Source organism: Gilliamella sp. B3801 (assembly GCF_026536645.1).
GTDB classification, from domain to species: Bacteria; Pseudomonadota; Gammaproteobacteria; order Enterobacterales; family Orbaceae; genus Gilliamella; species Gilliamella apicola_I.
The window spans coordinates 73,954-97,487 of the sequence record NZ_JAFNNR010000006.1 but is presented as its reverse complement, the minus strand read 5'-3'; the positions used below and the strand labels follow the sequence as shown (position 1 = coordinate 97,487).

21 protein-coding genes are annotated in these 23,534 nt (G+C 34.1%); 16 read left to right on the top strand and 5 right to left on the bottom strand.

Annotated features, from left to right (window positions below; all coding sequences use genetic code 11):
- The first annotated feature begins 104 nt into the window (after positions 1-104).
- The 4 genes from corA to J3U14_RS06940 all read left to right on the top strand — a co-directional run bounded on the left by corA (position 105) and on the right by J3U14_RS06940 (position 2,918).
- Positions 105-1,046 carry a magnesium/cobalt transporter CorA gene (gene corA / locus J3U14_RS06955; protein WP_267352509.1) on the top strand — a complete coding sequence of 314 codons (942 nt, stop codon included), beginning with the start codon at positions 105-107 and terminating at the stop codon, positions 1,044-1,046.
- 223 nt (positions 1,047-1,269) lie between these two features.
- A complete protein-coding gene (locus J3U14_RS06950; protein ID WP_267352510.1) occupies positions 1,270-2,238 on the top strand; it encodes a glucokinase in 969 nt (322 codons plus the stop codon).
- A gap of 12 nt (positions 2,239-2,250) precedes the next feature.
- Positions 2,251-2,499 carry a YcgL domain-containing protein gene (locus J3U14_RS06945; protein ID WP_081299176.1) on the top strand — a complete coding sequence of 83 codons (249 nt, stop codon included), beginning with the start codon at positions 2,251-2,253 and terminating at the stop codon, positions 2,497-2,499.
- On the top strand, positions 2,496-2,918 hold the full coding sequence (locus J3U14_RS06940; RefSeq protein WP_267352511.1) for a YcgN family cysteine cluster protein: 423 nt from the start codon (positions 2,496-2,498) through the stop codon (positions 2,916-2,918). The genes J3U14_RS06945 and J3U14_RS06940 overlap by 4 nt, the downstream gene beginning before the upstream one ends.
- Before the next feature lie 31 nt (positions 2,919-2,949).
- On the opposite strand, the gene J3U14_RS06935 is transcribed toward J3U14_RS06940, so the two are convergent.
- Both J3U14_RS06935 and J3U14_RS06930 read right to left on the bottom strand, forming a co-directional pair.
- Positions 2,950-3,504, bottom strand: a complete 555-nt coding sequence (locus tag J3U14_RS06935) for a YggT family protein (protein ID WP_267352512.1) — start codon at positions 3,502-3,504, stop codon at positions 2,950-2,952.
- A 37-nt stretch (positions 3,505-3,541) separates the two neighbouring features.
- Positions 3,542-4,243 (bottom strand): YggS family pyridoxal phosphate-dependent enzyme, encoded by a 702-nt coding sequence (locus J3U14_RS06930; RefSeq protein ID WP_267352513.1) that lies wholly within the window; start codon positions 4,241-4,243, stop codon positions 3,542-3,544.
- Between the two features lie 23 nt (positions 4,244-4,266).
- On the opposite strand from J3U14_RS06930, the gene J3U14_RS06925 reads away from it, so the two are divergent.
- The 4 genes from J3U14_RS06925 (at position 4,267) to J3U14_RS06910 (ending at position 7,181) form a co-directional block, all read left to right on the top strand.
- Positions 4,267-5,226, top strand: coding sequence for a type IV pilus twitching motility protein PilT (locus J3U14_RS06925; RefSeq protein ID WP_267352514.1), 960 nt, complete (start codon positions 4,267-4,269; stop codon positions 5,224-5,226).
- A 123-nt stretch (positions 5,227-5,349) separates the two neighbouring features.
- Positions 5,350-6,159: a pyrroline-5-carboxylate reductase gene (proC, locus tag J3U14_RS06920; protein ID WP_267352515.1), complete on the top strand. Its 810-nt coding sequence runs from the start codon at positions 5,350-5,352 to the stop codon at positions 6,157-6,159.
- A 347-nt stretch (positions 6,160-6,506) separates the two neighbouring features.
- The gene (locus tag J3U14_RS06915; protein ID WP_065559356.1) at positions 6,507-6,716 is read left to right on the top strand and encodes a cold shock domain-containing protein; all 210 of its coding nucleotides are present in this window, start codon (positions 6,507-6,509) and stop codon (positions 6,714-6,716) included.
- Between the two features lie 183 nt (positions 6,717-6,899).
- Entirely contained in the window at positions 6,900-7,181 is a 282-nt protein-coding gene (locus J3U14_RS06910) for a DUF5339 domain-containing protein (RefSeq protein ID WP_267352516.1), read from the top strand.
- Positions 7,182-7,205: 24 nt separating this feature from the next.
- On the opposite strand, the gene J3U14_RS06905 is transcribed toward J3U14_RS06910, so the two are convergent.
- The 3 genes from J3U14_RS06905 to J3U14_RS06895 form a co-directional block, all read right to left on the bottom strand.
- On the bottom strand, positions 7,206-7,691 hold the full coding sequence (locus J3U14_RS06905; RefSeq protein ID WP_267352517.1) for a thermonuclease family protein: 486 nt from the start codon (positions 7,689-7,691) through the stop codon (positions 7,206-7,208).
- 235 nt (positions 7,692-7,926) lie between these two features.
- Positions 7,927-8,448 (bottom strand): bifunctional 3-hydroxydecanoyl-ACP dehydratase/trans-2-decenoyl-ACP isomerase, encoded by a 522-nt coding sequence (gene fabA, locus J3U14_RS06900; protein WP_267352518.1) that lies wholly within the window; start codon positions 8,446-8,448, stop codon positions 7,927-7,929.
- 152 nt (positions 8,449-8,600) lie between these two features.
- Positions 8,601-10,373 (bottom strand): Lon protease family protein, encoded by a 1,773-nt coding sequence (locus tag J3U14_RS06895; protein ID WP_267352519.1) that lies wholly within the window; start codon positions 10,371-10,373, stop codon positions 8,601-8,603.
- A gap of 188 nt (positions 10,374-10,561) precedes the next feature.
- Here J3U14_RS06895 and J3U14_RS06890 point away from each other — a divergent pair, with 188 nt between their 5' ends.
- From J3U14_RS06890 to J3U14_RS06855, 8 genes are all read left to right on the top strand, one after another.
- Positions 10,562-12,334: a DUF3413 domain-containing protein gene (locus J3U14_RS06890; RefSeq protein WP_267352520.1), complete on the top strand. Its 1,773-nt coding sequence runs from the start codon at positions 10,562-10,564 to the stop codon at positions 12,332-12,334.
- A 506-nt stretch (positions 12,335-12,840) separates the two neighbouring features.
- The gene (locus tag J3U14_RS06885; protein WP_267352521.1) at positions 12,841-15,216 is read left to right on the top strand and encodes a type VI secretion system Vgr family protein; all 2,376 of its coding nucleotides are present in this window, start codon (positions 12,841-12,843) and stop codon (positions 15,214-15,216) included.
- Complete coding sequence (locus J3U14_RS06880) at positions 15,216-16,115, top strand: hypothetical protein (protein ID WP_267352522.1); 900 nt, start codon at positions 15,216-15,218, stop codon at positions 16,113-16,115. The genes J3U14_RS06885 and J3U14_RS06880 overlap by 1 nt, the downstream gene beginning before the upstream one ends.
- Before the next feature lie 25 nt (positions 16,116-16,140).
- Positions 16,141-20,424, top strand: a complete 4,284-nt coding sequence (locus J3U14_RS06875) for a toxin VasX (protein ID WP_267352523.1) — start codon at positions 16,141-16,143, stop codon at positions 20,422-20,424.
- Positions 20,425-20,430: 6 nt separating this feature from the next.
- A complete protein-coding gene (locus J3U14_RS06870; RefSeq protein ID WP_267369603.1) occupies positions 20,431-21,153 on the top strand; it encodes a hypothetical protein in 723 nt (240 codons plus the stop codon).
- Positions 21,154-21,156: 3 nt separating this feature from the next.
- Positions 21,157-21,852, top strand: coding sequence for a hypothetical protein (locus J3U14_RS06865; RefSeq protein ID WP_267352072.1), 696 nt, complete (start codon positions 21,157-21,159; stop codon positions 21,850-21,852).
- A 34-nt stretch (positions 21,853-21,886) separates the two neighbouring features.
- Positions 21,887-22,597: a hypothetical protein gene (locus tag J3U14_RS06860; protein ID WP_267369602.1), complete on the top strand. Its 711-nt coding sequence runs from the start codon at positions 21,887-21,889 to the stop codon at positions 22,595-22,597.
- A gap of 3 nt (positions 22,598-22,600) precedes the next feature.
- Positions 22,601-23,323, top strand: coding sequence for a hypothetical protein (locus J3U14_RS06855; protein ID WP_267352525.1), 723 nt, complete (start codon positions 22,601-22,603; stop codon positions 23,321-23,323).
- The last annotated feature ends 211 nt before the right edge of the window (positions 23,324-23,534 follow it).

The following is a 23,534-nucleotide window of genomic DNA, read 5'->3' as shown; positions in this document are numbered from 1 at the left end:
CATTACAAAAATAACTTTAGACATAGGAATTTAAAGATATTACGAGTATAATGCGCCACATTTGTTAATAGAATGTTCTAGAAACTTTCCTGTAAGGGGGCCTTATGATTAATGCGTTTGGACTAAAGAACAAACAATTAGTAAAAGTTAATGAAGGCGACATCAATAATGCGGCTTGGATTGACTTAATTGAACCAGAAGAAGCCGATCGTGATTTTGTTTTAACTCATTTAGGACAAAATTTAGCAACCAGTATTGAGTTAGATGATATCGAGGCCTCTGCTCGTTTTTTTGAAGATAATGAAGGATTGCATGTTCACTCTTTCTTCTTTTATGAAGATGCTGAAGATCGGGCGGGAAATTCAACCGTTGCTTTTACCGTACACAATGGTCGATTATTTACTTTGCGTGAACGGGATCTGCCTGCTTTTCGTTTATATCGTATGCGATCTCGTTATCAAAGCATGGTTGATGGAAATCCTTATGAAATATTACTGGATTTATTTGAAGTCAAAGTTGAACAACTAGCCGATCAAATCGAAAGTATTTATAGCAAATTAGAAGAATTGAGCCAAGTAATTATGGATCGTTCTGCACAAGAGCAATACGACGAAGCAATGACATCGTTAGCTGAACTTGAAGATACGGCTTGGAAAGTAAGATTGTGCTTAATGGATAGCCAACGTGCGGTTAACTACCTTGTTCGCCGAGCAAAAATGCCGGCAGATCAACTTGAGCAAGCACGTGAAGTTATTCGCGATGTTGAATCATTGGTACCACATAATGAATCATTATTTCAAAAAGTTAATTTTTTAATGCAAGCAGCAACAAGCTTTATCAACATTGAACAAAGTCGAATTATTAAAATTTTCTCAGTGGTATCTGTTGTATTCTTACCGCCAACTGTGGTTGCATCTGCGTATGGTATGAACTTTGAAAATATGCCAGAACTGAAATGGGAATATGGTTATCCATTTTCATTATTACTCATGTTATTGGCTGGTGTTGCACCCTATATTTATTTTAAACTTAAAAAATGGTTATAAATACAGAAGTTGATTAGATGTTAACCTAGACTTTTAAGGTTGTGAATAAAAAAATGCGTTAATTTAAAAAGTTAACAAAGGGAACTGAGTAACTCCACGAATAACTAGGAGACAACGAGGTTGCCTTTTATGCTTTTTAATCTCAATTACCAAGTACAATAAGTATAGAAAGATATTGATTTTAGATCATTAGTAAAATTAGTTTGTCAAAAAAGGGAGTAACATGAGTCAGTACGCACTAGTCACCGACATCGGTGGAACCAATGCCCGTTTTGCATTGTTTAATTTAGTTACAAACGAGTTATCGGCAATCACAAAAATTCTCATTTCAAAAGAAGATATATTACTGACATTAATCAAAAATTATCTTCAAGCGCAATCCGTAAAAATTGAGATTGCGTGTATTGCCATCGCTTGTCCAATTGATGATGCTGACACTGTTACTATGACAAATAACAATTTGTCGTTTTCTCGCCGTGAATTAATCGAAGAACTCAAACTAAAAAAACTTGAGGTCATTAATGATTTTACTGCAGTTTCGACATCCATTCCAAGACTGTCACCGCAAGATTTGGTAAAAATTGGAGGGGATGAACCTAATCTAAATTATCCTATAGCAATTTATGGTGCGGGAACTGGGCTTGGTGTTTCACATTTGATAAAAGTTAATCAGCATTGGGTAAGTTTGTCCGGTGAAGGTGGGCATACAGAATTACCCATGATAAATGAAGAAGAAGATCGCATTTTGGTTCAGTTGCGTAAAAAATTTGGACGAGTTTCAGCCGAACGATTTTTATCCGGAAATGGTATTATTAACATTTATCAAGCCATACAGCAAATTAATCATCAACCATTAACTGATATCACTCCAGATATCATTGTCAACAAAGCACTAACAAATAGTTGTGATTTATGTTTGCAAACCTTAAATTACTTTTGTACATTTATGGGAAGATTTGGCGGTAATTTGGCATTAACGCTAAATACTCAAGGGGGAGTATATATTGCCGGTGGTATTGTTCCTCGTTTTATTGAATTTTTTAAAGCTTCGCCGTTTAGATCTGCTTTTGAATATAAAGGGCGAATGTCTACGCTGGTCAAAAAAATTCCTGTATATGTGATTACACATGAAGATCCAGGGCTATTTGGTGCAGGTGTTTATTTACAAAATAGCCTTCTAAATATTGATTAAAGGTTTTATTTTATGATGTGGTGTTATATTTATCGTAGTCCAAAAAAAGAAAATTGTTACTTGTATATGAAAAATGAAAATGATTTTTCTGGAATACCTGAAAGAATACTCTCAATTTTTGGTTCTCCGATATTTGTTATGAAAGTATTATTAGATGGAAAAAGACGTTTTGTAGTTGGAACATCCGAAGAAATCGAAGAAAAGATTAAAACGGATGGGTTTTTCTTACAAATGTTAAAAGAAGATGATTTTAAAGCATGATTGAGCCATTTTGGAAAGGTAAGACATTAGATCAACTTAGCGATGACGAATGGGAGCAGCTATGTGATGGTTGTGGTCAATGTTGTCTGAACAAATTAATGGATGAGGACACTGACGAAATCTTATACACTAATGTAGCTTGCAATTTGCTCGACGCCAACACATGCCAATGTAAACATTACGTTAATCGATTCAAATATGAACCCGATTGTATTAAGCTCACTCGAGAAAATTTACTTACTATTGAATGGCTACCTTTGAGTTGTTCTTATCGATATTTCCAAAAAAATGGGGATTTACCTGAATGGCATCCACTAATAGTGGGCAACAAAAAACTGATGCATGAATTAAAAATATCGGTTAAAAATCGAATTGTATATGAAAAAGATGTGATTTGTTGGGAAGATCATATCATTTAAAAAAAGGAGCAACAGCTCCTTTTTAAATCATCTAAAGAATGATCCACAGAGCACCAAAAATTTTGGTGGCAAAATAGTTCATAAACATTAGCACGACAGCCACAATAGCAAACGTAACATCGATCATGCCTATAGGAGGAATAAAACGACGAATTGGAGCCATTAATGGCTCTGTTAATTGGTAAAGAATTTCGTCAGGTACAGATTGCCCACGACTAATCCAACTCAAAACCGCTCTGAATAGCAATAACCAAAATAACAGGTAACCCATAGCATGCAAAATTGCGACCAAAGCAAACCATAAATAATCAACATTAAATGGTAAATTTATGGGGATAAAACTAAAAATAAACAAAATTTTAATTAAGGCAACTAAATACAAAAGTAGCCACGTTGCAAAATCAAATTTTCCTACTGAAGGAATAAAACGGCGCAATGGTCCGATAATAGGTTGAGTAACTTTTACAATAAATTGAGTGATTGGATTATGAAAATTAACTCTGACTTGTTGCATCCACAAACGTAAAATTAAAACATACAGACAAAACGTTATTACCGTTTTGCCAAGAAAGTAGATCAATTCCATTGAAAACTCCTTAAATGAAAGTCATTGAGCCAATATATCATAAATACTTTCGCTCGCCAAAGATTGCCGTACCAATACGAACCATTGTGCTACCAGCTAAAATCGCCGCTTTCATGTCTCCACTCATTCCCATAGATAATGTATCAACATAAGGAATATCAATTTTTAATTGTTGTAAAAGCGCCGTCATTTTTGAAAAAATAATGAATTGTTTATCGAAATCATCTTCGATTTCAGGGATAGCCATTAAACCACGTAAACAAAGGTTAGGTAATGTAATAATCTGGTTGGCTAAATCGAACACTTCTTCTGGTTTTACGCCGGATTTGGTGGCTTCTTGACTTATATTAACCTGAATAAGTACATTTAATTTAGCCATATTGGCAGGGCGCTGATCACTTAAACGCTGAGCGATTTTGAAACGATCAATTGTATGCATCCAATCAAAGTGTTCTGCAACCAACTTGCTTTTATTCGACTGCAAAGGACCAATAAAATGCCAAATAAGGGGACAATTTGGCATCGTTTTTTGAAAATAATTTATTTTCTCTACACCTTCTTGTACATAATTTTCACCAAATGCGAGTTGTCCTGCGTCTATCGCTTCTGTAATCAATGTAACTGGTTTAGTCTTACTTACTGCAATAAGTTCAATTTTTTTGGGATCTCGACCACAATTTGAAGCTATTTTCTCAATATCTTTTTTTATAGCCATTAAATTGTCATGTACTGTATTCATGTTTATACCTAATTATCATTAGTATGTCTAAATTAATATTACATTCTTTATTATCGCTTAGTGTAACCCAAAAAGCATCCGATTTGCACCTATCTAGTGGCGAAGTGCCTTGTATGCGCATTAATGGACAACTGCAATTTTTGTCTGTTTCTCAACTATCAGCACAAGTTTTGGAAATAGAATTATTTAAATTACTCAATGATTCCCAGAAAAATCGATTACAACAAAATGGTCAAATTGATATCGCTTATCATCCCGCAGAAATAGGGCGATTTCGAGTAAATATATTTTATCAAATGCGAGGTATTTCAGCTGTCTTTCGTGTCATCAATCACCAAATTCCAAGTTTACAAGAAATTAATGCCCCCAAAATTCTACCTGCATTAACACAAACTCAAAGCGGGATTATTTTAGTTACCGGTGCAACTGGTAGCGGTAAATCAACAACGCTGGCGTCATTGATACAATATATCAATTTGACAGCAACTAAACATGTTATTACTTTAGAAGACCCGATAGAATTTATTTATCAAAATAATAAATCGCTTATTCAACAACGCGAGATTTCTGATTTTGGCTCGGCAATTGATAGTATTTTAAGACAAGATCCCGATATTATCATGCTTGGCGAATTACGGCATAAACAATCTATTCAAGCTGCGTTAACCGCTGCTGAGACAGGACATCTAGTCTTTGCAACTTTACATACAAGCTCTGCAATTAAAAGTATCAACCGAATTATTGATGTCTTTGAAAATCATTCACATAATTTTATACGAGCACAATTATCGACAAGTTTAAAAGCGATTATTACCCAAAAATTAGTCACAAATAACCGGCAGCGTAAAGCATTATTTGAAGTTTTGATTAATACGCCTGCGGTAAGCAACCTTATCAACGAAGGCAAAACTAAACAAATACTTTCATTAATGCAAACGGGTCAACAATATGGTATGCAAATAATGCAAAATGATGATTTGTAATGATCAGTAATACAATAAAATTATCATTATATTAAAATAAAAAATGATTAGATAAAATTTAAAGTTTTCTAAAAAAATAAATTATACTAGTGTTAAAAAATTCAAATGAAAAAGGGGTAAATAATGGAACAACGCATTGGTTTAATTGGTTTAGGTAATATGGGTAATGCTATCTTACAAGGTATTTTATCAAGTAAAATTGTATCAGGTAATCAAATCAATATTTATGATACCCATCCAGAAAAAGGGATTTCACTTAATCAATCTTATGGAATTAATAATTTAGATTCAGCCAGAAATGTAGCAAAAGAATCGGATATGGTTATTGTGGCTGTTAAACCCAATGCTATTATTGATGTTTTAAATGATATCCAAAAAGAGTTAAAAAAAAGTACTATTGTTATTTCTATTGCAGCAGGGGTTAGTATAAAAACGATTGCAAAATATGTGGGATATGAACAAAAAATTATAAGAGTCATGCCAAATACACCTGCCTTAGTCAATGCAGCGATGTGTTCAATCACGCCAAATACAGAAGTCACAGAAGAAGAATTAGCTACGGTTCAAACATTATTTAATTGTATTGGTGAAACTGAAATTGTACCTGAATATTTAATCGATGCTGTAGTCGGCGCAAGCGGATCCTCTCCTGCGTTTGTATTTATGTTTATTGAAGCTTTAGCTGATGGGGCAGTAAAAGGCGGTTTATCCAGAAAACAAGCCTATAAATTTGCTGCCCAAACAGTAATGGGATCTGCGAAGATGTTACTTGAAACGGGTAAGCATCCTGGTGAATTAAAAGATATGGTATGTTCACCAGCCGGTACGACCATTGAAGGCGTGCAAATGCTTGAAGAAAAGGGATTCAGAGCGGCGGTTATTGATGCTGTTGAAGCAACAATAAATAAGTCTCAAAGCATGAGTGAAAAATAACTTAGTCTCAAAATTTACATTTGGCAAAACTCTAAAATTAATTAAAACAAAAAAATTAAATTAATTTAACTAATGAATGCAAGTTAGGTTTTGCCTATTAAATAAATTTGTAAAACTTTACAAACAACACTTGCATTAACAATTAATATATGAGTTAATAGTTTACAGCATATAACGTGCAGATTTATTTAGTGACATCTTGATTTAAGCAGTTTGTAGTTTACTTTCTATTTACATTAGTATTAGTTCTCTTCAGCTTTCACGTTTCAGTGTTTATAAGTAGTCCAAGTTTTATGTTTTTTTTAAATTAGCCTTGTTGGCTTAAATTATTTTATAGGAAGATTATTATGTCTAAGAAAACTGGTCAAGTTAAGTGGTTCAACGAAAGTAAAGGTTATGGTTTCATTTCTCCTGCTGATGGTAGTAAAGATGTATTTGTACATTTTTCTGCAATCTCTGGTGAAGGTTTTAAAACTTTAGGTGAAGGTCAACAGGTTGAATTTTCAATTCAAGACAGTGAACGTGGCCCAGCTGCAGCAGATGTTGTTGTAATGTAATTCTGCACCCATCTTTATATTTTATCAGCATATTATAAATATGCTGATAATTTCCTACATCCTATAAAATATTTTATTTGCTTTTCCAAAATCTCTAATGTATTATTTTTTGCGATATTAGATGTGATAAATATACTAATATTATCAAAAAGATATTTTTTAAATCGAAAGGAAAAGTAAATAATGAAAAAAATACTAGTTTCAGCTGTACTTTTAAGCCTATCTTCAGCTGCGATGGCTGATTTATCTGATAGTTGTAAAACTTATTTTGAAAAAGTGGATAAATTAGTTGAATCTTTACCTAAAGATGCAGCAACAAAACAGCAAACTGATATGATGAAACAAAATTTAGAAGCAGGTAAAAAACAAGTTGCTGCTATGTCTTCAAGTGATCAAGAAACAGGTTGTAAACAAGGCTTAGATGCACTTAAACAATTAGAATCTCTTTATCCTGCTTTAAAATAAATTAATAAATTCTTGATGAAAAATCTATTTCTGATTTAAGCGTCGGAATTTCCATGGGGCTATTGGATTTTTATCTTTCCATAGTCCCTTTCTATTTTGTTTGGCTTGCGATTCAAGGGCTATTAATTGCTTATTTTTAGCCACACCTTTATAGCGATATACCCAAGCATATCCACTTGCAACCATTTTCTGATTGATATTAATGCCATTATAAAAAACGGTTCCTAATGTTCTGTTATAAATATCTTTGTTACTTTCTTTGATATAAACAGATTTTCCTGCGATGAGTGAAGCTAGGTATTTTCTAGATGCATTACCGTAGGCTTGTTTGCTTTCTGGTGCATCGATATCAAGTAAACGGATTCGGATTTTTTGTTTCACAGGGGTTAATACATCAATTGTGTCACCATCTATTACTTTAACGACTTTTCCACTGAAATTAGCATAGGCAATGGTATTGAAAAAACAAGATAAAATAAAAAAAACAACAAAACGATTAAGTAAACTCATGATTAATAAAGACTATAAAAAATTTGCCTCATTATACCTTGAATAGCAAAAAATACGAATGAAAAATCATTAACCTAAAGAAATTTGTATTCAATAGTTAATTTTTAAGACAATAAAAACAGGTGAGAATATATTATTATACAAGGGATAAATGTATCATCAGAAACTGCTTGGATAATCGATATTCAAGGAAGCCTTACCGAATAATGTGTAAGGCTAGTTAAAATCAAAAAAATTAAAATTCGCTGGTATCTTTGAATAACCCAACTTTAAGATCGGTAGCTTCGTAAATCAATTTACCATCTACATAAACTTCGCCATCACCGATTCCCATAATTAACTTGCGGTTAATCACACGTTTAAAATGGATTTTATAGGTAACTTTTTTGTTTTTAGGTAATATTTGACCTTTTAATTTTAATTCTCCAACCCCAAGAGCTCGACCTTTACCCTTACCGCCAATCCAGCCAAGGTAAAATCCGACTAATTGCCATAAAGCATCAAGTCCAAGACAACCAGGCATGACAGGATCATTTTTAAAATGACATTTGAAAAACCACAAATCTGGATTGATATCAAGTTCCGCTTCCACATAACCTTTATTAAAGTTTCCACCTTCTTCATTCATTTCGATAACACGGTCCATCATAAGCATTAAATCTGATGGTAAAGGCGGTCCGTCATGACCAAAAAGTTCACTATTTCCTGATTTAATCAGATCTGCTTTATCGTACGAAGATTTACGTTCAAATGTCATAAAAAAACCTTTTATTTTCTGTCATTACTTACATGATTATAAAAATAATTATTCAATAAAATATTATGAATAACCAATACTGTAAAATCCTTTGCCGCTTACTAAAATGTTACATCTCAACCAAATTCGGCTTTCAAGTTTATTGGGTATTACTATTTTTTGCAATATCTTTGCCATTTTGCAAACCAACCATCTTGTTTTTTATCTTGTAATAGCATAGTTTGCATACGTGCATAAATAAGCTTATAAAGACTAATTGCATTATCATCTTTATAAGGAATTCCTGTTAATAAATAAAGTGCATCCGCAATATGTTCAACAGTCCAAATAGAAAACTTTTCTTGAGCTATTGCTTCAATCACATTATCACTCAAGCACAAATGGCGTTGATTAGATGCGGGAATAATAACGCCTTGCTGACCAGTTAACCCCTGATGCTGACAAACAGTAAAAAAACCTTCAATTTTTTCGTTGATACCACCAATTGATTGTACATGACCAAACTGATCTACCGATCCGGTAACAGCTAATTGTTGATCGATAGGCTGACCTGAAAGCGCACTAATAATTGCACATAACCCAGCAAGCGATGCGCTGTCTCCGTCAATTTCATTATAAGATTGTTCAAATACTAAAGAGGTTGAAAAAGGTAATTGATGATTAATAGCAAATTCTGACATAATAAAAGCCTGCATGATCATCATACCTTTAGAATGAATATTTCCTGCAAGTTCAGTTTTGCGCTCGATATCAATTAACTCACCGTCTCCAAAATGAACAAGGCAACTTAAACGCGTTGGCTCACCAATCGCTAAAGGATAGCCAGGATATTCAACAACAGATAAACCATTAATTTGACCAACAACCTTATCTTGAGTATTAATCATGATCTGTTTATTAAAAAACTCTTCATGAAATCGTTTTTTAAGATAATCTTCACGCCATAATTTATTCTTAGTCGATGAAGCCACTGATAACTCATCAATAACCTCATTTTTGGCATAATAACTAGCATTAACTAATAAACCATGAACCCAATCAATCGCAAGGGGAAGATAAAACTGATCGCCTGTAAAACGCACCGCTTCTTGATATATTTTGTTATAGGCGGATGGTGCAATACTTGGCAGATGAAATTTATCAGCAATAAATTGTAAATAATCTAGCCACGTAGTGAGCTTGTCAGATGAGGTAATCTGCAATTCATTTTCAAATTCAGCATAGATAGACGTATTATAAAATTCTGGATCAAAATCCTGTAATTCAGCTAAACTTAGCCGATCACCAACCAATATAATTCTTAAATCCAGTGGCATTGAAGGAATAGATAACGGCAATGGATGCGACTCATCAGCTGAAAACCAGTCGAATTCCTGTTTAAATACCATCTGCTTTAATTTAATCAATAAAGTAGGTTGGCTTAATAAAGATCGTAAACCTAAAATTAAAACCCCACCATTAGCCTGATGCACTAAACCTGGATCGAGTTTAATTGGGCTATTTTCTGGTTGTCGAACACAACCAAATAATTTCTCGCCATCAACATAACTTGATGCTAAACAATCATCTAAAATGGCAAAGTTATCCTGCTTGCTTTTGGCCTCAGTCAAAGTGACTTTATTATCATTAATAAAATAGCTGTAACCCAACGTTGAAGAGGAAGCATGTAATTTAACTGCTTGTTTTAACAAATCAAAAAATAGTTCACTTTCTGACGCTTTCAGTAACATAAAACGAGGGTGATAACTTGCTCTTTTACTCGGGCATAACATGGATAATGCAGACGCAATCCGAGGTTGCCAAGAAAGAATATTGTTTGACTTTTCTATCACAGATTTAGTTTCTGCTTTACTAGGGTTACCAAGCACACTAATCTGAGACAAATCAGGTTGGATTTGATGTATTTTAAGTTGTGAGATAGCCAAAATTATTATCTTTGTTGTTAGCGAATTTAATCCTTAAATTATAACAAGTATCGATTATAACGCCAAGATCATACCAAAATCTTTATGCTAACAAATAAAAAAATTACAGAAAGATTTTTCAAAATCAGGTAAACTGTAAAGTATCTTACAGTAAATATTCTTCATTACTATCGTTACCAATAATAAATATGCTCAAACTCAAAAATAATCATATCAAAGATACCCAATCCTCACAAATTGTAAGCTGGGGACACTGGTTTACATTATTTAATATTTTTGTTGTTATATCTTTGGGTAGCCAATATTTAATCATTGCAGACTGGCCAAGAACATTTATGGGGCGGTTTTATGCAATCATTAGTGCAATTGGGCATTTTAGCTTTTTAACGTTTATAACCTACCTCATATTACTTTTTCCATTAAGCTTTTTTATTCACTCAGCGCGTTGGCATCGAATATTAGCAACCATAATTGCCACATTAGGAATCGCCTTACTTTTAGTTGATATTGATATCTTCTCGCATTTTAGAATGCACTTAAATTTATCCATATGGCAGTTATTTACAGCGCAAAACGCCACTTTTTTAAGTAGTGCGTTTATAATCATTCCATTTATTTTATTAATTGAAATATTATTTGCATTATGGAGTTGGAAAAAATTACGCAGCTTAAATAAGCGTAAACGTTATGCAAAACCAGTCGTGGTTATATTTATTCTTTGTTTTGTCTTTTCGCATCTGATTCATATTTGGGCCGACGCAAATTTTTATCGCCCAATAACCATGCAACGTTCAAGCTTACCATTATCCTATCCATTGACCGCAAGACATTTCCTTGAACGATATGGATTTATGCCAGAAAATGATTACCGAACTCGGGTCAGCCAAGAAGGTAATCCTTTTGCTATTGCTATAGAATATCCTCTTGCACGGCTGAGTTATGATGAAAAACAAGCAACCCAAAATATACTAATGATAGTTATTGACGGATGGAATAGTCGTTTATTAAACGACAACATGCCATGGTTAAATGAATTTGCGAAAGAAAACCTTAAATTTACGGATCATTACTCTGCAAGTAACCAAACAAATATTAATAAATTTTCATTATTTTATGGACTCGATCCCAACTATTACAACAGCATATTAGCGGGTCATAAACCTTCAGTACTATTTGATGCTATTAATTATCGTCATTACAACTTAGGGATGTTTTCGTACGATGGATTTGATGAACCATTGTATCGATATGCATTGCTATCCAATTTTTCAATACCGCCGGCAAAAAAAATGACTAATAAACAGGTTACTGATAATTGGATGGCGTGGCATGATGAACAAAATAAATTAGAAAATCATGCACCACTATTTTCACTGGTACAATACTCACTCGGCGTAAAACATAAAAATATACCGCTAAAAGAACTTGAAACAGAAGCAAGAAAATTAGATCAATATCTTGAATCATTAATAGCGTATTTGAGACTAACCAATACCTACGAAAACACCGTAATTGTCATTACCGGAACCAATGACATCACTATAAAAGAAGCGAAAAAAACAGCGATACGTAATGACGACATTAATTACAGTCGAGAATCACTTAATGTGCCACTGATTATCTCATGGCCAAATAAAGAACCCGCTCAAATCAGCCGACTAACATCGCAAACTGATATTATGCGCACCTTAATGCAAGATGTGCTTTATGTTAACACCTCACCACATTTATATAATCAAGGTGAAAACTTATTCAACAGCAAGTCACGGCAATGGATAGTGGCGGGGAACGAAAAAGAAATCGCTGCACTATACAATGATAAAACAATTGTTTTAGATGGATTTGGACGATCTAAAATTTACGATATCAATAATACACTACAAAAAGAAGAAAAAATAAGTCTTCCTATATTTTTACAAATTGTCACGGCAAACCGCCGATTTATGGTGGTGTCTAATTAATTTAACGACTTAAAACACTAATGTTTAAAACAGTGGACTTAAAATAAGAATATAACAGTATGATCATCTTTAATGATTGATATTTTTTCTATACAGCACATGTATAACATAGCTATCACAAATTAAAATGGCTAGAAATATCGCTCAAATTTGTTAAACACTAACTATCAATTTTTAACGGCTGGATAAAATCATTCAAATTGGCTTTATTCAGCGCAATAAAAAACCAATAACTCATCATACAGTACATTTAAAAAAGTAAATTTTTCTAGATGATATTGTTACTTTCTAAACAAAAAATAAAATTCTCTCATCCCAACCCCTAAAAAAAACCAAATTTACCTAAAATTACTGATTATTTATAATCATAATAAAAAATAAATAAAAATGTTGACTGTTTAAACAAAAGCCCCTATTTTGTAAACTTTAAATTTAATTTATAAAAAATTTACGAAACTTATAAAAATACATTATAGAGTAAAGAATCAAAAGTAAGGATTTGTGGCATGAATATAATGGATAAGTTGACAAATAGTATTTCTTCACTTAGTGAAAATTTGCCTTTTGCTAGCTCTGCACTGAATAACTATTCCCTTTCAATTGAACGACTTGATGCTTCATCAAATATTTCAATATTATCGATTGAAGGAAAGGAACAAATTAATCAGCCATGGCGATACATCATCAATTTCACAAGCCAAAATAAACAGATATCAATTAATTCGGTATTAAGCCAAGTAGCATCGTTGACTTTTCATCCACGGGGTAAATCACTCGAATTAAAACAAATAAGTTCACAAGACATTCATGATAAGCCCAGAACAATATACGGGGTGATTACCGAATTTAGCTTAGTATCCATGAGCGAGGATCAAGCACAATATCGAGTAGTGCTTGAACCAAGAGTTGCACTGCTATCTAACAATTATCAAAGTGCTATTTTTCAGAATAAAAGTGTAGTGAATGTTGTTGAAGAAGTATTACGAAATCATGGATTAACCGGTATTGATTTTCGATTTGAATTAAACGAAACCTATCCAGCTCGTGAATTTATAACTCAATGGCAAGAATCCGATTTAGTCTTTATCCAAAGGTTGCTTGCTGATGTAGGTATTTGGTTCTATTTTGAAACCCATCCAGAACATCACTGTGATGTCATGGTAATTAGTGATTACGAACAAGGGTTTGATAATGCGGGTAGCATCATTATTAGACAACCAAGTGGCTTAAATGATAAGCAATCTCATAGTGTATGGGATCTACAGTTCAGCAGTAAAACAAAACCAAATCAAGTAAGTGTCAATGATTACAACTACCGTATAGCAAACAACTCTCTACATGGTATAGCCAACAGTCAACCCAAAGATATCACAACGCGTGGTGATGATTATCGTTACGAAGAACATCATAAAACACTGGGTGACAAACACACAGTAGAAAGTGGACAATGGTATGCGAATATACGACATCAACGCTACATATCTGAACAACTATTTATTTACGGTAAATGCAATAATTACACATTAGTACCCGGTCAACGCATTATCATTGAAGGATGCCCAATTAATGATATAAAAGATGGTATTATCATTCTGACTACAGAGTGTCAGGGTGATCGAACAAATTCATACCAAACTCATTTTACAGCAATCCCTTATGACGTATTAAAACCTTATCGCCCAGCCCCCCTTAAATGGCCTCAAGTTACGGGTACATTACCTGCACGAGTGACGAGTCCGGATGATGACACCTATGGATACATAGATACTAAAGGGCGTTATCGCATCAAATTCAATTTTGACTTAAAAAACTGGAAAAAAGGCGAAGAAAGTTTATGGGTAAGGCTTGCCAAACCTTATTCAGGTAATACTTATGGCTTCCACTTTCCGCTTATTGACTCAACCGAAGTCGCTGTAGCTTTTACCAATGGTAATCCAGACAGACCTTACATTGCTCACGCAATGCATGACAGTACCCATCCAGACCATGTTACGACAATTAACAAACACCGAAATGTTATTCGAACACCAGCTAACAACAAATTACGCATGGATGACAAACGAGGGCAAGAACATATCAAGCTGGCGACTGAATACGGTAAAACTCAGCTAAATATTGGTCATCTTGTTAATGAAAAGAAAGAAAAACGTGGCGAAGGTTTTGAACTACGAACAGATGAATGGGGAGCGATACGTTCGGGAAAAGGGCTATACATAACCACTGAAGAACAAGTTAAAGCTGGCAAAACTCAACTTGAAATGGGTAGCGCGATTGAATCATTACAACAAGCAAGTGAAATGGTCAAACGGCTTAATGAGCTGGCTGAAGCGGCCGAAGCTGAACTCGCTGATTTATCGACGCAAAAAAAACTATTAGAGCAAAGTTTAAATGAATTAAAAGAACCGGCAATTTTAAATTATGCACCTTCTGGTATTGCACACACAACACCAAGTTCTATCCAGCACAGTGCAGGTGAAAACATCATCCAAACAGCACAAAACACGGTAGACATCAATGCTTTCAAGCGTTTTATGGTGACTGCGGGCAATATGATCAGCCTATTTGCAAATAAAATGGGGATTAAAATATTTGCTTCAAAAGGGAATGTCGATATACAAGCGCAAAACGAAGAAATGCATTTAACTTCTAAACAAGATATGAAGATCACAAGTACAGACAGTGAAGTCATCGTATCAGCGAACAAAAAACTGACCTTAAGCTGTAATGGTGTTGCCATCGTATTAGAAAATGGCGAAATAAACTTTTATGCACCAGGTGATGTTAAAGTGAATGCTGCTAGTTTTGGCTTAATCAGTCCAGCGACATTATCCGTTGATCAAACAGCGTTACCATCAGGCAGTACATGTAAGGAAAATGCTTAATGAAACAGCAATTATTAAACCTATTAAATAGTGAAAGCAATCAACAATATTATCGATATTTACTCTTAGATCCACTTGTAGCCGTAAGCGAATTGGATTTTATCAGCCTCAATAATATTAAAGATCATTATGGTGAACAAGCGGTTACCCCTGTAATAAGAACAGACTTAGCCTACGATCTTGATGCGTGTCCACAGCTTGTAATACTTGGAAAACCTGAGCAACCGATTGAAGAACGATTATTAAAATTTAGTTTAATAGAAGCCGAAAGTGAATTATTACAAAGCAAGCGTTATGTCTGTAGTTGGCTAGTGAGCCAACATCCACCGAATATAATAGCTCAAATATTAGCTGACATAGGTAAATATTTAACTCAATTTATTGGCACAAAATTTGTTCCTTTTTATGAACCATTCCGCATGCAGTTATTACATCAAGGTAACATGATATGTACTGAATTTTTAGCGGATGTATTTAACAGTCTAATCAGTTACAGCTATTTAACCACTAATAAAACCATTTCGACAATCAATCGGTTAAATTACAAACCCGATTCATATAGTATTTTTCTTAGTGAGGAAGCAAAATTTTATCAACAACATATAAAAGTCATATTCGACATCTACTTATCTCAAGTTAATATTTATACCAAACTGGGCAAAGATGTAACGCAAATCAACTTAATTCAATTAGCTAATACCTATCAAAAAGCGTGTCAGTATGGATTAACTGATTTAAACGACCAAAAGATTTTTGTATTGATGTCATTACGTTATGGTGATTTGCTTAGTGTCAGCAAAATAAAAAATGCAATCGACCAAGCAAAACAAGATAAAGGAAGTCTGGCAGAAAGATTTCAAGCAATCGATAGGCAACAATTTTTATCAATAAAGCAATAAGATAGATAAATACAGGAATAGAAAAATGGAAAAACAAGAAACAAACAAAACCACAGAAGAAGAACAACAAAAAAAACGAAAAGAAGAACAAGCCGCTGAACTCGAAGATCGCATTATTTATGCCGAAGCAAACAAAGATGGTAAAGACTCCCGTTCAGCTTTAGCAAATGGCGGTTGTGGCGTTTGTGAACGTAAAGGATTTCCCATTTTTCTAGTTCGAAAAGCCCCGATTAGTACAAGCTTTAGCTTAGCCCAACAAATGGGAGAAGCTATTAAATTTACCGATACAAAGCGTGAGCCACAAGTTGACTTGCTTACCCATAAATACGTTTATCGAACGTTACGAGTTGGTTACGTTTATATCTTAGTGAAACATAAAACCAAAGGATGGGAATTTTTAGGATACGAAGTGACACCATCAGGGGTATTTCGTCATAAAACCATTACTGACTTAAAAGAGCGAAACGTTAAAGAGATCCCCGCAGCGTGTACCAAAGACGGTAATAATCACCATATACCTGGATCCTTTATCAATATTGACATCACGGTATACGAAGGCGAAGCCTACATTGCCTATACCCGTCGAGCATGGTCTCAAGGTGAAAACAGTGCGGTAGAAAAGTACCTAAAATTAATGAATGAATCCTCGATCACCATTGATTTACCATCCAAACAAGATCAAAAAAATGATTCATCGCAAAATGGGCAAAATAGTAATACCGAATCGGCAAAACGCAATACTAAAACTATCGATTTAAATACGGCGTTAAAACGGTTTACCAAAATCAATTTAAATCAGGAAACTTATAAAGATCCCACCAAATTGGCTGACAAAGATGGACGAAGTTTTGCATTCAACCAATTATTATCAGATAATTCATTATTAGAATTAGCCGCAAAACCGACAAACATCATACATAATCAAGGTAATGATGATGAAAGTGAACATGATAGCGATGATAAAGAACTGATTGAAGATAAAGATACCTTTATTACAGCACACAAATTCAACTCGTTACGAGATCGCCATAAAGCAAATAATAAAGAATATTTGAATTCACATGATGTGTTAAAAGAGCAAATTAATACATTTGAAAAAGATAAGCGTTTTGTTGTGCCAGTTGTTGTGATTGAAGATCCCTTTGGTATCGCAGAAGAGCTAAGCTTACAACGACAGCTAAAAATCGAACCCATCACGCAGTTAATTATTCAATCGGAAGAAATCTATGCCAAGAAAATCGATGAAAATTACAAAAAAATCATTGAAGCAAACAAACGGTTAGATGAAAAATACAATGCAATATTAAACAATAAAGAGCCTGCACGTGATAAAAGTATTTTTGATGACATTAACGAAAAACAATATTATGACACTTACAACTCGTTGAGTTCAGATATTATCAGTAAGCAATATTTTAAAGAAGAAAGATTGCATAAACGCAAAACATTAGCGTTAATAAATGAATACCGCAACCAAATTATCTCGTCTGAAACAGCAAAAGCGAAGGATGATATTCATTATGATTACTTTTATTATTCTTACTCAGGGCACTCAAGACTATATAGAAAATTTCCAAATACGCCTGACTTTTTGAAAAAAGGTTATCAAGAAATCCCAATGAGTCCAGATGAAAAGAAGAAACATTTGCATGAATTAAATAATCGATTTATAACAATATACACTTACGAAGACGTACGTAAGTTTAGAAATAATAACACTGCTGCAAAAGCCGCCAATAAAAACATAGATAAACAATTAGAAAAATACAACAGTTTAATAAGTACATTAGATGAGCAAATTTTTATAGCAATAGAACAAGCGGACTATAACAAGTTTGTCGAATCAATTACTAAGCTTTCACAAGATTATTTTTATTACTTAACCTGGTTATTTGGTTTCAACGGATGTTCACAATATGCCCCTTCAGCAATTGAGCAGTATAATGATTGTGAATTTTGGTTAATCGAGTGTGATACTAACTGTTCCAATAATCATGTTGGCTACCTAACCGATTTTCTAAAACTGATTGATTTTACTTGTCTGGGTAATGTAAAAATGGAAGAGCAATCAGCGGTATGGGATACTCTGCTAAACAATGAAAACAGTCTGTTTTATCACCTGATTGACGGTCAACAAGGCAGTTTTTGGGAGTTAGTTTTCAATAAACGCCTGGATATTATGCAAGACGAACTCGCATCACATTCGAGTTTTACACCACAATTAACGAATAAAACCGAAGATCAAATTAAAGCTTATTTGCAACAGCAGTATGACAGCGAACAAGCAGCGAAGCAAAAGCGCGTAGAGCAAACAAAAGTCCTTTTACAAGAACTGGAACAAGATTTAGGACAAGGCAAGTTAGCGAATAACTTTTTTGCCGAAAAAGGTGAACTTATGCTAAATCTCTATTTCATGCTATTTGCGCGTGTTTCAGCAGGATTGGCAAACCGCCCATCAATCCAATCTCAAACCAACGACCAACAAGATACAAAACAAGCGGACGCCTTGCTATTAAAAGTTATACCATTAATTATTCAAAGTAATCTGGTTATTCATGGTTACTTAATGCTGTATATTAAGCTGCAAAATATCCCGATTGCAAAATTATCTGAAGTTTTGAATTACTGGGAACCATTTGAAAGTAGCGATCAAGAACTGTCTTATAAAAATTACACCCTAACGGATGATCAAGACAGTACCATCGATTGGAATTTGCAGTCTACTTATGCCGATTATCTGGCATTCGGATCAAAAATAATCGAAATTGGCGCAAATGATAAGATATTACAAAATGGTAAAGAGCTGTTTCGAGCGATTAAAGCGACGTTAACATTTGCATTGAGTCGAAATTGGTTGTATGCAGCATTAACGTTTGGATTTGCCCAAAGCCGAAGCTTAAATATTGTCAACCAAATCAAAATTGATTTTTGTACGAGTATATTGAAAGATATTAAAGAAACCCGCATAAGTACTCGCTTACCAAAAACAGCCGATATGGTAGTTGGTATCAGTAAAATGGCAGTCGCTGGCGTACAATCCATAGTTGCCCATATGCAATATTTGGAAAATTTGAAAAAATTAGATGATCCCACATTAAGTGAAACCGTTCGCTTTGAAATAAAACGCGATGTGCAATTTGGCTTATGTAAAGTAGCTGCAAACCACGCATCAACAGTTAATGAAGTGTTATTATTTTTGAATAAAACACTACCAAGAGTCTGGCGAAGAACATTAAGATTTAATAAAAGTATGAGATTGATTAGCAATAGTGTTCTTAAAGGTTCGGTAGGGGTAACAGCGGTATTAGGCTCCATAACCAGTTTTATCACTATACTCGAAGGGAGCATGTTATTTTTAAAAGGTTATGCCAAAGGGGGCAAAGTAGGCACAGCCTATATGATTGCAGGTGGCTTGCAAATGTTTTCGGGTTTTGTATGTCTAATGCAAACAGTTGGAATATTGGGGTTATTTTCTGGCCCGATTGGCGCAGCAATATTTATTCTAGGACTAGTTGCAGGTGTCGCTGCTGCAATTATACAAATGATCTATAAAGATGAAACCGATGACTGGGATAAAATGCAAATCTGGTTTAATTACTGCCTATTTGGATTACAACAACCAAGTGATAAAGGCGTACCTTATTTAGCCAACTTTGACAGCATGGCATTAGCCATTAATGACTTTATGGTGGCAAGAACAGGGCTCTATGCAGTGCTTCAGTTCGAAAATAACAAAGTATACTATAAGGACGAAATGAGGAAAGTACAAGAAATTCTAGAATTAGAAAATCAAATACTAATAGTTGACGTCGGTTCCTACCCAATAGGCGGTTACGTAAATAATACACCTTTTTGTAAGGAAATATATCTTTCGGTGGGGTTACCTAATTTTAAATCGGAACTGAGTGATTATGAAGGTAAAATTCGATTTTTAGATAAACATACGCAAGAATTGGTGACGTTAAATATTAGTAATGGCAAACAGTATCCGATTCTTACTTTTACGCAAGATTCCGTTGAAGATTTGCTGATTAAACGCAAAGCGCCTTTAGCACCTGTGACAGAAGATGATGAATTAGTGAAAAACAAAGTTGGAAAGGTGGAATCTTATAAAGATGCAGTAGATGATGACGGGAATGATTTGGGTTACTTTCAAATTTTCTATAAAACAGGTGAATGTTATTTTTCGACTAATAATGAAATTAATTTACAACTCTACTATTGGCCAACCGGTAGAACCACCAAAGATAATCAAGGTAACACAGTGGATGCCAATCCAATTATCATTTCGGATACATACAAAAGGTAATGATTTATGCAACAAAAAAACAGTAACTTCATCAAACTATTAGCCTTAATGATCGCGGGTAGTAGTTTAGTTGGTTGTTATAATAAAGAAGAATTTAAACACATTATTCAAAACGGGTATGACAAAGTACGTGCCAATACGAAAGTAAAAGGCGATTTTTGCTATTACTTAGGGGTACTAAAATTCCCCTATACCGATCAGCCAAAATTAGACGAAGACAGTCGGTGGACAACTTGGAATAAAGAAGATCTTGCTGTAAGTTTACCCCTATTTGCCGAAATTGGTTTATTAAGTCGACAACCCGTTGAGGGTCAATCAGGACTGTATCATTATGATTTAACCGACTTAGGTCGAGAATATTGGAATCAATATGTTAAGAAAGGCGTGTCAGGGCCACTTTATCATAATCAATTTTGTTATGGACCGATCGTGGTCGAACGAGTGACAGATGTCACCAAAAAGGAGTATACCCGAGCGCAAGGTTATAGCTATAACGAAGTCAATTTGCTGGTTCAGTTTCAATATCATGTAATAGACATTCCCGACTGGGCAATCAACAACCAAGAAAAATTGAATGCGGTATATCCCCAAGTAAAAGTAAGATTACCTGATAGAAATTATTTGCAAACTATAAAATTTTATGTAGGTAAAGATGAAAAATTATATCAAGATAATCTTTCCTATTTTCAAATTAAACCTACAAGTGAAGCAATAGACAATAGCAAATAATTTATGAAGCAAAAAAACAGTAAATTGACCAAGCTATTAGCGCTATTGATTGCCGTTAGTAGTTTAGTTGGTTGTTATAACAAAGAAGAATTTAAACGTATTATTCAAGACGGTTATGACGAAGCACGCGCCAAAACAAAAGTAAAAGGTGATTTTTGCTATTACTTAGGCGTACTAAAATTCCCTTATACGGATGAGCCAGTATTAGAAACGGATATAAGATGGGATATTTGGAATAAACGTAAATTATCAAGGTCATTACCCCTATTTGCCGAAATTGGTTTATTAAGTCGACAACCCGTTGAGGGTCAATCGGGACTGTATCATTATGACTTAACTGACTTAGGTCGAGAATATTGGCATCAATATATTGATAACAGAGGTATAAGAACTAAATACCACAATGAATTTTGTTATGGACCGATCGTGGTGGAACGAGTGACAGATGTCACCAAAAATGAGTACACTCGAGCACAGGGTTATAGCTATAACGAAGTCAATCTTGAAGTAGATTTTGATTATCATGTTATCGAAGTGCCAGATTGGGTAATAAACAATAAAGAAAAACTGAATTCGATATATCCACAATCAGATGTAATGTTACCAAATGAAAGTTATTCGCATACCATAAAATTTTATGTGGGTAAGGATGATAAATTGTATCAAGATAATCTTTCCTATTTTCAATTTAAACCATAAATTCTAAACCATAAATTCAAAGGTTTTAAAAAAGATGAGTAAACTCAACCAACTACTAGCCCTATTGATCGCTGGTAGTAGTCTAATCGGTTGTTATAATAAAGAAGAATTTAAACACATTATTCAAAACGGTTATGACAAAGTACGTGCTAATACAAAAGTAAAAGGCGATTTTTGCTATTACTTAGGGGTACTAAAATTCCCCTATACCGATCAGCCAAAATTAGACAAAGACAGTCGGTGGACAACGTGGAATAAACGTAAATTATCAAAGTCGTTACCCCTCTTTGCCGAAATTGGTTTATTAAGTCGACAACCCGTGGAAGGGCAATCAGGACTGTATCATTATGACTTAACCGACTTAGGTCGAGAATATTGGAATCAAGATGTTGAAAAAGGCGTTTCAGGGCCACTTTATCATAATCAATTTTGTTATGGACCGATTGTGGTTGATCGGGTGAAAGATGTCACCAAAAAGGAATATACCCGAGCACAAGGTTATAGCTATAACGAAGTCAATTTGCTGGTTCAGTTTCAATATCATGTAATAGACATTCCCGACTGGGCAATCAACAACCAAGAAAAATTGAATGCGGTATATCCCCAAGTAAAAGTAAGATTACCTGATAAAAGTTATGTGCAAACTATAAAATTTTATGTAGGTAAAGATGAAAAATTATATCAAGATAATCTTTCCTATTTTCAAATTAAACCCACAAGTGAAACAATAGACAATAGCAAATAATTTATGAAGCAAAAAAACAGTAAATTCATCAAACTATTAGCGCTATTGATCGCCGGTAGTAGTTTAGTTGGTTGTTATAATAAAGAAGAATTTAAAAACATTATTCAAAACGGGTATGACAATGGGAGAGCCAAAACAAAAGTAAAAGGTGATTTTTGCTATTACTTAGGGGTACTAAAATTCCCCTATACCGATGAGCCAAAATTAGACGAAGACAGTCGGTGGAAGACTTGGAATAAAGAAGATCTTGCTGTAAGTTTACCCCTTTTTGCTGAAATTGGCTTATTAAGTCGACAACCTGTGGAAGGGCAATCGGAACTGTATCATTATGACTTAACCGACTTAGGTCGAGAGTATTTATATCAATATGTTGAAAAAGGTGTTTCAGGGCCACTTCACCATACTCAGTTTTGTTATGGACCAATAGTGGTTGAACGAGTGACAGATGTCACCAAAAATGAGTACACCCGAGCACAAGGTTATAGCTACAACAAAGTCAACCTTGATGTCTATTATGAATATCATGTTATCGATGTGCCAAATTGGGTAATAAATAATCAAGATAAGCTTAATGCGGTGTATATTCAAACTAAAGCAAGATTACCCAGAAAAACTTATAAAGATATTGTAACGTTTAATGTTGGTAAAGAGGGAAAATTATATCAAGATACTTTAGGTTACAAACGTATTAAACCAGTAGGCGGAGCACAGTCTGATAAAGAATGATTTATGAAACCAAAAAACAGTAAATTGACCCAACTATTATTGCTATTGATTGCTTGCAATAGTTTAGTTGGTTGTTATAACAAAGAAGAATTTAAACACATTATTCAAAACGGGTATGACGAAGCACGCGCCAATACGAAAGTAAAAAGGCGATTTTTGCTATTACTTAGGGGTACTAAGATTTCCTTATACCGATGAGCCAATACTAATG